Consider the following 10,927-nt stretch of genomic DNA (forward strand, 5'->3'; position numbering starts at 1 on the left):
TCCTTGCAAGTGAGATGTTCTTGAGACGCGGCGATTCAGGCATCGCGATGTTTTCGCTGGCAATCGGCGCACAGCCCGCTCAACTCCACGACCTGGTGATGCACCTGAAAGCCGTGCGCGGGCGGGCTCGCCGACAGCGACGATGCGAGTTCGCGGCCCTGAATTTCGAGCGTCGCGCCGCATTCGTCGCAGATGAGGAACTGGCTCTCGTGAGGCTTGCCGGCATCGCAACACGCGATGAACGCGTTCTTCGACTCGATGCGATGCACGAAGCCGTTATCGACGAGAAACTCCAGCGCGCGATACACCGTGGTCGGCGGCACGCGCGCGCCGCGTTGCGGCTCCATCGCGTCGATGAGGTCATAGGCGCCGATCGGCTTGTGCGCCTTCAGCACGAGTTCGTAGACCTGACGGCGCAGCGGCGTCAGCGCGACGCCGCGCTCGATAGCGAGCGCCTCGGCGCGCGCCAGCATGTTTTCGACGGATGCGGTCATGTGATATCGGCCACGCAGAGGTGGCTGCAAAAGGTTGAAGCGCGAGCGAGGGCCGCTCGTCGGACTTTGGGCGATGATATAACGTATCACGTTCCGTTGCACATTCGCGCACGCTTTATTTTCGGCGGCCGCGGTACGCCTTTTGCTCTCGCGCGCTTGCCGGACGGGGTTTTCCCGAGGTTTTGCGATGTTTGCGCGTCGCAGCATCGAAAGCTGTGTTGACACCTTGACACGATCACGCGCAGCGCCGATCATTCGATCAAACAGAGAGCAATTGTTCATTCGCGGAGCGTTCGCTCGCCGCGAGGGACAAAAAACTATCGGAGACATCGGTGAGATTGAGAGACAAGGTCGCGATCATCACGGGCGCCGCGAGCGGCATCGGCGAAGCAGTTGCGCGGCGCTATCTGGAAGAAGGCGCGAACGTCGTCGTCGTGGATGTGAAGAACGAAGACGACATGGCCCAGCGCTTCGCGGACGTGGCCGACCGCGTGCTCGCGCTGAAGGCCGACGTCACGCAGCGCGACGACATCGCACGCATCGTGACGCGCACCGTCGAACGTTTCGGCGGCATCGACATTCTCTTCAACAACGCGGCGCTTTTCGACATGCGCCCGATCCTCGACGAATCCTGGGACGTCTATGACCGCCTCTTCGCGGTCAACGTCAAAGGGATGTTCTTTCTGATGCAGGCGGTCGCGCAGCGCATGGTCGAGCAGGGGCGCGGCGGCAAGATCATCAATATGTCATCGCAGGCCGGGCGGCGCGGCGAAGCGCTCGTGTCGCATTACTGCGCGACCAAGGCGGCGGTCATCAGCTATACGCAATCGGCGGCGCTCGCGCTCGCGAAAGAGCGCATCAACGTGAACGGCATCGCGCCGGGCGTCGTCGACACACCGATGTGGAAGGAAGTCGACGCGCTCTTCGCGCGTTACGAGAATCGTCCGCTCGGCGAGAAGAAACGGCTCGTCGGCGAAGAAGTGCCGCTTGGACGCATGGGCGTGCCCGACGATCTGACGGGCGCGGCGCTCTTTCTGGCGTCATCGGATTCGGATTACATCACCGCGCAGACGCTCAATGTCGACGGCGGCAACTGGATGAGCTGACGCGCCGCACGCGCGCCACGCAGCTTGAAGCGCGGGAAGCACCGTCTATAGTGAAACGGCGTCGAGTCGATGGCGCCAAGTCGGCGAAGGCAAGGGCGGCAACAAGGATAACCCCGGCAACCACGCGATCCACGATCGCGCACCCTCAAAAGCAGGCAGCGGCATCCACGGCGCTTGCGTCATGCAGCGAGACCATCACGGCGCCCGTGCCAACAAAAAGGAGACGAACTCAAATGAAACGCACTCAACGCATCGTTCGAGCACAACCGCGCGCGCGTCGCGCTCCGTTCGCGACCGCGGCGCTGTCCGCCGCGCTTGCAGCGGCCGCGCTCGTGCCGCTGTCGGGGCATGCCGCGACGACCATCACCATCGCGACGCTGAACAATCCGGACATGATCGAGCTGAAGAAGCTCGCGCCGGCGTTCGAAAAGGCCAATCCGGACATCCAGCTGAAATGGGTGATTCTCGAAGAGAACGTGCTGCGCCAGCGCGCCACGACCGACATCACGACCAACAGCGGCCAGTTCGACGTCATCACCATCGGCACGTACGAAGCACCGCAGTGGGGCAAGCGCGGCTGGCTCTCGCCGATGACCGGCCTGCCCGCCAACTACGATCTCGACGATGTCGTGAAGACCGCGCGTGACGGCCTCTCGTCGGGCGGCGTGCTGTATGCGCTGCCGTTCTACGTCGAAAGTTCGATGACGTACTACCGCAAGGATCTGTTCCAGGCCGCGGGACTGAAGATGCCCGATCAGCCGACCTACGACCAGATCAAGCAGTTCGCCGACAAGCTCACCGACAAGTCCAAAGGCCAGTACGGCATCTGCCTGCGCGGCAAGGCGGGCTGGGGCGAGAACATGGCGTACGTGTCGACGGTCGTGAACACGTTCGGCGGCGAGTGGTTCAACGAGAAGTGGCAGGCGCAGCTCGACACGCCCGAATGGAAGAAGGCAGTCGGCTTCTACGCCGATCTGCTGAAGAACGACGGCCCGCCGGGAGCGAGCTCGAACGGCTTCAACGAGAACCTCACGCTGATGTCGTCCGGCAAGTGCGCGATGTGGATCGATGCGACGGTCGCGGCAGGCATGCTCTACAACAAGTCGCAATCGCAGGTGTCGGACAAGATCGGCTTCGCGGCCGCGCCCGTCGCCGTCACGCCGAAGGGCTCGCACTGGCTGTGGTCGTGGTCGCTCGCGATCCCGAAGACGTCGAAGCAGCAGGAAGCCGCGAAGAAGTTCGCCGCGTGGGCGACGTCGAAGGAATACATCGAGATGGTCGGCAAGGACGAAGGCTGGGCATCGGTGCCGCCGGGCACGCGCAAGTCGACCTACGCGCGCCCCGAGTACAAGCAGGCCGCGCCCTTCGGCGACTTCGTGCTGAAGGCGATCGAAACCGCCGATCCGAACGATGCGACGCTGCACAAGGTGCCGTATAGCGGCATCCAGTTCGTCGGCATTCCGGAGTTCCAGTCGTTCGGCACGGTGGTCGGCCAGTCGATCGCGGGCGTCGTCGCCGGACAGACGAGCGTCGATCAGGCGTTGAAGGCCGCGAATGCCGCGGCGGATCGCGCCGTGAAGCAAGCGGGCTATCAGAAGTAATTCCTGTGGTAACGGGCCGCGTCGCCTGATGCGGCCCGGGAAGCATCATCGAGAGGTGACACGATGAGTCAACTGAATCCCCCCATCACCGATCATCATCTGGAGGAGTCCGCCGCCGAACGCGACAAGCGCCGCGCGAAGTCGGTGCGATGGCTGATCTCGCCGTCGACCGGACTGCTCTTCCTGTGGATGGCCATTCCGCTCGCGATGACGATCTGGTTCTCGTTTTCGCGCTACAACCTGCTGAATCCCGATGTCAAAGGTTTCGCGGGCTTCGATAACTTCGAGTTTCTCGTCACCGATCCCGCGTTCGGGCCGTCCATCGGACATACGCTGACGCTGATCGTGTCGGTGCTCGTCATCACGGTCGTAGGCGGCGTGCTGCTCGCCGTCCTGTTCGATCGCAAGTTCTTCGGACAGGGCATCGCGCGTCTGCTCGTGATCGCGCCGTTCTTCGTGATGCCGACGGTCTCCGCGCTCATCTGGAAGAACATGATCCTGCATCCGGTGTACGGCCTGATCGCGAGCCTGATGCGCTCGATGGGCATGCAGCCGATCGACTGGTTCGCCGACTATCCGCTTTTCGCGGTCATCGTGATCGTCGCGTGGCAGTGGCTGCCGTTCGCCTTCCTGATTCTCTTCACGGCGATCCAGTCGCTCGATCAGGAGCAGAAGGAAGCGGCGCGCATCGACGGCGCGGGTCCGTTCGCGATGTTCTTCTTCATCACGCTGCCGCATTTGAAGCGCGCGGTGGCCGTGGTCGTGATGATGGAAACCATCTTCCTGCTGTCGATTTTCGCGGAAATCTATACGACGACGGGCGGCGGTCCCGGCACCGCGACGACGAATCTGTCGTACCTGATCTACGCGCTCGGCCTGCAGCAGTTCGACGTCGGCCTTGCATCGGCGGGCGGCATTCTCGCGGTGATTCTCGCCAATATCGTCGCGTTCTTCCTCGTGAGAATGCTCGCGAAGAACCTCAAAGGGGAGTACGAGTCATGAGCACGCAATCGGTCAATGTTCCGCCGCGGACTTCCGCGCTCGGCCATGCGAAGAACATCGTGCCTGGCATCGTCGCGTGGATCGTGTCGATCCTGCTGTTCTTCCCGATCTTCTGGATGACGATCACCGCGTTCAAGACCGAGCAGCAGGCGTACTCGTCGTCGCTGTTCTTCACGCCGACGCTGGAGAGCTTCCGCGAAGTGTTCGCGCGCAGCAATTACTTCGGTTTCGCGTGGAATTCGGTGCTGATCTCGGTCGGCGTCACGGTGCTCTGCCTGATCCTCGCCGTGCCGTGCGCCTACGCGATGGCCTTCTTTCCGACCAAGAAGACGCAGTCGGTGCTGCTGTGGATGCTGTCGACGAAGATGATGCCGTCGGTCGGCGTGCTCGTGCCGATCTATCTGCTGTGGAAGAACACGGGCCTGCTCGATACCGTGTCCGGCCTCGTGATCGTGTACACGCTCATCAATCTGCCGATCGCCGTATGGATGGCCTACACGTACTTCAACGAAGTGCCGAAGGACATTCTGGAAGCGGGCCGCATCGACGGCGCGACGACGTGGCAGGAAATCGTCTATCTGCTGATGCCGATGGCGTTGCCCGGTCTCGCATCGACGGGGCTCTTGCTCATCATCCTGTCGTGGAACGAGGCGTTCTGGAGCATCAACCTGTCGAGCTCGAACGCGGCGCCGCTGACGGTGTTCATCGCGTCGTATTCGAGTCCGGAAGGCTTGTTCTGGGCCAAGCTCTCGGCGGCTTCGTTGCTCGCGGTCGCGCCGATTCTGATCGTCGGCTGGGTCTCGCAGAAGCAACTGGTGCGCGGCCTTACGTTTGGCGCAGTGAAGTGAGGACGCACTCGTGAATCTCACTCCATCCCGAGACGCCAATCTCGAAGATCGCCTGCTGATCTGCGATTGCGACGGCGTGCTGATCGACAGCGAAACGGTGGCGGCGCGCGTGCTCGTCGCCGAGTTGCAGGCGCTGTGGCCGGGCGTCGATGTCGAGCCGGTCGTGATGCCGCTGCTCGGCCTGCGCATCGAGGCCGTGCTCGCCAGCGCCGCCGATACGGTGAACCGGACGCTGACGCACGATCAGGTCGTCGCCATCCGGCGGGCCGTCGAAGCCGCGGCGATGCAGGCGCCGACCGTGCCGGGCATCGCCGAGGCGCTCGCGGCCGTGCCCTTCACGAAGGCGTGCGCGAGCAACAGCTTCTCGACGTATGTCGATGCCGTGCTGCAGCGCACGGGTCTGCTGCGCTTTTTCGGCGAGCGGCGTTTCTGCTCGGACATGGTCGCGAATCCGAAGCCCGCGCCGGACGTGTATCTCGCGGCGGCGCGCGCGATGCGCATCGATCCGCTGCGCTGCCTCGTCGTCGAAGACAGCGTGACCGGCGTGACGGCGGCGCGCGCGGCGGGCATGGCGGTGCTCGGCTTCATCGGCGGCGGACACGCGACCGAAGGGCAGATCGGCGCGCTCGAAAAAGCGGGCGCGCAGGCGGTATTCGACGACATGACGCGACTGCCTGCGCTCGTCGAGCAATGGCTGCAGAACGCGACGTTCGAACTCAGATAGCGATGGCGTTTCATCGCATCGCCAATGAAGACTGGAGACACACACCATGGCTAGCCTGACACTGCGCAACATCAGCAAGCGTTATGAAGAAACCGAGGTGATGCGCAACATCAACCTCGATATCAACGACGGCGAGTTCGTCGTGTTCGTGGGCCCGTCGGGCTGCGGCAAGTCGACGTTGATGCGGATGATCGCCGGCCTCGAAGACATCAGCGGCGGCGACCTGATGATCGACAATGCGCGCGTGAATGAGCTCGCGCCCGCGAAGCGCGGCATCGCGATGGTGTTCCAGTCGTACGCGCTTTATCCGCACATGACGCTGTACGACAACATGGCGTTCGGCCTCAAGCTCGCGGGCGAGAAGAAGCCCGCGATCGACGCCGCCGTGAAGAACGCCGCGAAGATTCTGCACATCGATCATCTGCTCGATCGGAAGCCCAAGCAGCTTTCGGGCGGCCAGCGTCAGCGCGTCGCGATCGGGCGCGCGATCACGCGCAAGCCGAAGGTGTTCCTCTTCGACGAGCCGCTCTCGAACCTCGACGCCGCGCTGCGCGTGAAGATGCGCCTGGAATTCGCGCGCCTGCACGACGATCTCAAGACGACGATGATCTACGTGACGCACGATCAGGTCGAAGCGATGACGCTCGCGGACAAGATCGTGGTGCTGTCGGCGGGGAACATCGAGCAGGTCGGCACGCCGAACACGCTTTATCACGCGCCGGCGAACCGGTTCGTGGCGGGCTTCATCGGCTCGCCGAAGATGAACTTTTTGTCGGGCACCGTCGCCGCGGTGCAGAACGACGGCGTCCTCGTGAAGTACGCGACGGGCGAGACGCAACTCGTCGGCGTGCTGCCGGGCAATGCGAAGCCGGGCGATGCGGTGACGGTCGGCGTTCGTCCGGAGCATCTGCAGCCGAATTCGCCGGAAGCGGGCGATTACGGTCTCTCCGCGACGGCGATGACCGTCGAGACGCTCGGCGATGCGGCGTATCTGTACGCGGAAACCGAAGTCGCGCCGGATGGATTGATCTCGCGCATTCCGCCGCTGGAGAAGCACGCGCGTGGCGAGAAGCTGAAGCTCGGCGCGTCGCCTGAGCATTGTCATCTGTTCAACGCGGAAGGGCAGGCGTTTACGCGCAAGGTGGTCGATTCGTGGCTGCGGGAGCACGCGACGGCCGCTTGAGCGTTCCTCGGGTGTTGCGGGCGCGGTTCGTCGGGACCGCGCTTTTTCGTTTTATGCCGCGTTATTCGACCTGACACCTTTCCAAAGGGCTTCGGTGCAAAGCGCAATGTGCTCCGGTCTGCGCGGATAGACTTGCTCGCGGGCCTTTACGACTTCGTCGAGCATTCCCAGCAACCGGCCTTCGAGCTCGACCCGGCTTGCGCCCCAAGTCATATCGATATCGGAGATGGCAACGCCTACGGATCGGTGCAGCTTGATCAGGGCATCGACGATATCGAGATTCGGGTCGTAGCGGATAGCGTGTTTCTGAATGAACGCGCGCCGGAACATGGTGCTCGGATTGGCTAGATAAGCCGCTCCGAGAAGAAAGCGGCCTTTGATGGTCGCATCGTCGAGCGGAAAGTCGGTTATGGATTCTTCGTCGCCAAAGAGCCTGATCTGAGCACCGACCACGGTCACATCCGGATTCGCATCGAGAAAATCTGCCTGTTTTCGGAGACGCCCCGGTTCGGCCAGATCGTCGTGATCGATACGCGCGATGTATTCGCCCCGGCACAGATCGAAACCGCGATTGGCGTTGGCAGGGCGGCCCTGATTGTGCTCGAGCGGGAAGATGCGGATGCGCTCGTCGTTCAGGCTTCGAACGAGTGAGAGCGTGTCGTCGGTGCTGGCGTCGTCGAGAACGAGGATTTCGAAGTCGGCGTCCTGGTTGAGCAACGATTTCAACGTTTCGACGATATGCGATTGGGTGTTATAGGTGGAACGACGATTGATAGTTTGGCATTACTAATAGTGAAGGAATAAAGTCGGCGCGTAGCTTACGTCCCAATGTCGCTCAAAAGGAACCAGCGCATCGATTAATCATTTGAGTTGCCTGCAAATCGATGATCCGCGTCAAAACCTTGTTTCTCTCGGCTTCCTCCTAATCAAATCACGGCGGCGTGCCGCTAGCATGTCGTGCACATTTATGCACCTGACGCGACAAGGAGAAGCAGTGCGTTTCGACGGCTATTTCATCAATCTGGATCGGAGTCAGGATCGGCGCAAGTCGATGGAGACGCAACTGGCGAGCATCGGCTATCAGGATCGAATCGTGCGTTTCCCCGCGGTTGACGGCATCGCCCAAGGACCGTTCGACAACGCGGGCAAGAACTGCGTCTGGGCATGTCGGCAATCGCACGAACGGGTGATCCTCAACTCCTCCGCCGACACCGCCACCGTCGTGCTGGAAGACGACGTGGAACTGAGCCCGCTCTTTCCGACGCTCATCAACGATCACATACTCGCGGCGCACATCGGCAACAATCCCGACCTCGACCTGATGTTCCTCGATTGCGCACCCGTATTCGACCGCGTGTCCCTTCTGCTGCTGGAGGCGGAGAAGCGCATGAACGGCCGCGCGAATCCGCAATTGCTCGGCGATGGCCGTCACTATTTCGACAATGTCAGTTTGTTCGACGCGAGGGCAACCTACGCGTTTTGTGCGGCGGCGTACGTTGTCACGCCGAAGGGAAAGCAGAAACTTCGTACGCTGTATTCAGCGTCGGAAGACCAGGCCGTGCCGGTCGACATGCTTTTCAGGCACTGGCTGCACTTCGACGGGCTTTCCGGCCAACTGGTCGTTCCGTTCCTCGCAACGCCGGAATACATGAGCGCATCGACGATTTCGTACGATGCACTCGACGCGCCCGTCATCGATCAGACAGTCGGCCTGGCAATCGGCGCCATCCGCAGGCTGCTCTTCGCCGGCGATGCCAATCTCGACACGAACAGGATCGATGCGCTCATCGAAGCCGGCCCGCGTTCGCCCGAATACAAGCTAGGGCTGGAACTTGCCGCAGCGATGATGAGGGCGTCGTAAAACCGTACCCGTATCGGGCGATGCGCGATAATCTCGGCTTTCGACCGGCCACATCCGATGACCGGCGCCGAACCCCCATACCGCCATGCCCGTCCTGAACGAAATCTTCGTCTATCCGATCAAGTCCTGCGCGGGCATTTCACTGCGCCGCGCGACGCTCTTCGAGACCGGCCTCGAATACGACCGCCACTGGATGGTGATCGACACCGCCGGCGCCATGTTCACGCAACGCTCGCATCCGCGCATGGCGCTGGTCCGCACCGCGTTCGATGCCGATGATCTCGTCATCGACGCGCCCGGCATGCCGACCCTGCGCACGCCCTTGCGCGCCGAAGCGCTCGCCGATGCGAAGCCGATTCGCGCGACCGTCTGGCGCGACACCGTCGATGCGCTCGACGCGGGCGAACAAGCCGCGCACTGGTTCAGCACGTTCCTCGGCGTATCCGCGCGGCTCACGCGATTCGCACCGGCATCCCGCCGCGATGTCAGCGATAAATGGACCGCGCCGCAATCCACGCACACGCGTTTCGCGGATCAGTTTCCGTTGCTGGTCGTCGGTCAGGCATCGCTCGACGATCTCAACGCGCGGCTGTCGGCCAAAGGCGCGCCGGGCATCGCGGCGAATCGCTTCCGCCCGAACCTCGTGATCGGCGGACTCGATGCTTACGAAGAGGACTACGTCGGCGAAATGCGGATCGGCGATGCGCAATTGCGGCTCGTGAAGCTCTGCACGCGCTGTCCGATTCCGTCGATCGATCAGGCGACGGGCGCGCCGAACCCGGCATGGCCGCACGAACCGCTCGACACGATGAGCGCGTACCGTGGCAGCGACCAGTTCGACGGCGCGCTCACCTTCGGCAAGAACGCGATCGTTCTGGAAGGCGAGGGCGTTGCGCTGGAGATCGGACAGGAAGTGGAAGCGGAAATCGACTTCTGAGCCGTCAGGCTTCGAGCGCGGCCTTCGCGCACAGTTCATCGGTGACGAGCCCCGACAGCCACTTTCCCTTCAACGCCGCGACCAGTGCTTCGCGCTTGCGCTCGCCGCCCGCGAAGCCGATGGTCGGACGTTTGGGCGGCGAGTCGAGCGCGAGGCTCGTCGCGCGCGCGCCGGTCTTCGATTGCACGCGGCGGCCGTCTGCATCGATCGGCAGGCCGAGCCATTCGGCGACCGCGCCTGCCGACATCATTTCATCGACTTCCGCGCGCGTGATGAAGCCGTCCTCGTGCAGCGGGCAATTCACGCCCACGTTGCCGATGCCGACGAACGCCACGTCCGCCTTCTGCGCGAGTTCGCCGACGATGCGATACAGCCGGTGATTGACCCACTGCGCGCGCTCGGCGACGTTATCTGCCATGAGCGGCGCGGGCAGCATGAAGTGCTTGCCGCCGGTCTTTTCCGATAGCTGCTGCGCGACGTCGTAACGATTCGACGAGCCGTCCTGCGCGATTGCGCCGACCATCGACACGAAACGATGCTGCGGCCGGTCGATCTGCCCGATCTGCGCGACGCAGGCTTTCAGCGTGCGCCCGCTGCCGATCGACACGACGAGCGGCTTTTCTTCGAGCAGATAGCGCTCCATGACCTGCGCGCCGGCGACGGCGAGCTTGCGGTCGACCTGTTCGGGCGCATCGCCGTCGATGGGCACGACTTCGCACATCGCGAGGCCGTAGCGGTCGCTCAGCGCTTTGGCGAGCGAAAGACAATCGGCGATGCGGTGATCGACGCGCACGCGGATCAGGTTTTTTTCGACCGCGAAGGCGACGAGGCGCTGCGCCACCGGACGCGAGATCTGGAGCTTTTCGGCGATCTCGTTTTGGGTGTTGCCGGCGACGTAGTAGAGCCACGCTGCGCGCGTTGCGAGATCGAGTTTTTCAGTGGATTTGGGCACTGGGGGTTTGGTTTTCGGTTCTTGGTTTTTGATTTTCGCTTTCTGGCGAGGTGTTTGTCGTGGAATCCTGATTACATGTCGGTCTATTAGCACTGCCCCTGTGCGGGGCGGCAGTCACTTTCTTTGCTGCTGCAAAGAAAGCAACTGTATTGAGCGTCAAGGGTTGAGTTGGTAAGGATCATGGTTTTGGGGGATTCCAAGTTGTGCCGTCGCGCATCA

The 10,927-nt window shown here is 62.6% G+C and carries 11 protein-coding genes; 8 read left to right on the forward strand and 3 right to left on the reverse strand.

All coding sequences use genetic code 11. From position 1 onward, the window contains the following. Positions 1-35 precede the first annotated feature (35 nt). Complete coding sequence (locus NCR93_RS02875; protein WP_175979861.1) at positions 36-494, reverse strand: Fur family transcriptional regulator; 459 nt, start codon at positions 492-494, stop codon at positions 36-38. 332 nt (positions 495-826) lie between these two features. On the opposite strand from NCR93_RS02875, the gene NCR93_RS02880 reads away from it, so the two are divergent. The 6 genes from NCR93_RS02880 to NCR93_RS02905 all read left to right on the forward strand — a co-directional run bounded on the left by NCR93_RS02880 (position 827) and on the right by NCR93_RS02905 (position 6,958). After that, positions 827-1,600: an L-iditol 2-dehydrogenase gene (locus NCR93_RS02880; RefSeq protein ID WP_034474387.1), complete on the forward strand. Its 774-nt coding sequence runs from the start codon at positions 827-829 to the stop codon at positions 1,598-1,600. 233 nt (positions 1,601-1,833) lie between these two features. Continuing rightward, complete coding sequence (locus NCR93_RS02885) at positions 1,834-3,201, forward strand: ABC transporter substrate-binding protein (RefSeq protein ID WP_008351257.1); 1,368 nt, start codon at positions 1,834-1,836, stop codon at positions 3,199-3,201. Between the two features lie 63 nt (positions 3,202-3,264). Continuing rightward, complete coding sequence (locus NCR93_RS02890; RefSeq protein ID WP_008351256.1) at positions 3,265-4,203, forward strand: carbohydrate ABC transporter permease; 939 nt, start codon at positions 3,265-3,267, stop codon at positions 4,201-4,203. After that, a complete protein-coding gene (locus tag NCR93_RS02895) occupies positions 4,200-5,051 on the forward strand; it encodes a carbohydrate ABC transporter permease (RefSeq protein WP_008351255.1) in 852 nt (283 codons plus the stop codon). The genes NCR93_RS02890 and NCR93_RS02895 overlap by 4 nt, the downstream gene beginning before the upstream one ends. A 10-nt stretch (positions 5,052-5,061) precedes the next feature. Beyond that, a complete protein-coding gene (locus NCR93_RS02900; protein ID WP_175979862.1) occupies positions 5,062-5,775 on the forward strand; it encodes an HAD family hydrolase in 714 nt (237 codons plus the stop codon). A 46-nt stretch (positions 5,776-5,821) separates the two neighbouring features. Next, positions 5,822-6,958 carry an ABC transporter ATP-binding protein gene (locus tag NCR93_RS02905; protein WP_008351252.1) on the forward strand — a complete coding sequence of 379 codons (1,137 nt, stop codon included), beginning with the start codon at positions 5,822-5,824 and terminating at the stop codon, positions 6,956-6,958. 51 nt (positions 6,959-7,009) lie between these two features. On the opposite strand, the gene NCR93_RS02910 is transcribed toward NCR93_RS02905, so the two are convergent. After that, positions 7,010-7,732 carry a glycosyltransferase family 2 protein gene (locus NCR93_RS02910; RefSeq protein ID WP_279613014.1) on the reverse strand — a complete coding sequence of 241 codons (723 nt, stop codon included), beginning with the start codon at positions 7,730-7,732 and terminating at the stop codon, positions 7,010-7,012. A gap of 220 nt (positions 7,733-7,952) precedes the next feature. On the opposite strand from NCR93_RS02910, the gene NCR93_RS02915 reads away from it, so the two are divergent. Beyond that, complete coding sequence (locus tag NCR93_RS02915) at positions 7,953-8,819, forward strand: glycosyltransferase family protein (protein ID WP_175979864.1); 867 nt, start codon at positions 7,953-7,955, stop codon at positions 8,817-8,819. An 85-nt stretch (positions 8,820-8,904) separates the two neighbouring features. Further along, entirely contained in the window at positions 8,905-9,756 is an 852-nt protein-coding gene (locus NCR93_RS02920; protein ID WP_034474390.1) for an MOSC domain-containing protein, read from the forward strand. Positions 9,757-9,760: 4 nt separating this feature from the next. On the opposite strand, the gene NCR93_RS02925 is transcribed toward NCR93_RS02920, so the two are convergent. Then, complete coding sequence (locus NCR93_RS02925) at positions 9,761-10,708, reverse strand: sugar-binding transcriptional regulator (protein WP_008351245.1); 948 nt, start codon at positions 10,706-10,708, stop codon at positions 9,761-9,763. Between the last annotated feature and the right edge of the window lie 219 nt (positions 10,709-10,927).

Origin of the sequence: Caballeronia sp. ATUFL_F1_KS39 (assembly GCF_023630985.1) — a bacterium.
Taxonomy (GTDB): domain Bacteria; phylum Pseudomonadota; class Gammaproteobacteria; order Burkholderiales; family Burkholderiaceae; genus Caballeronia; species Caballeronia zhejiangensis.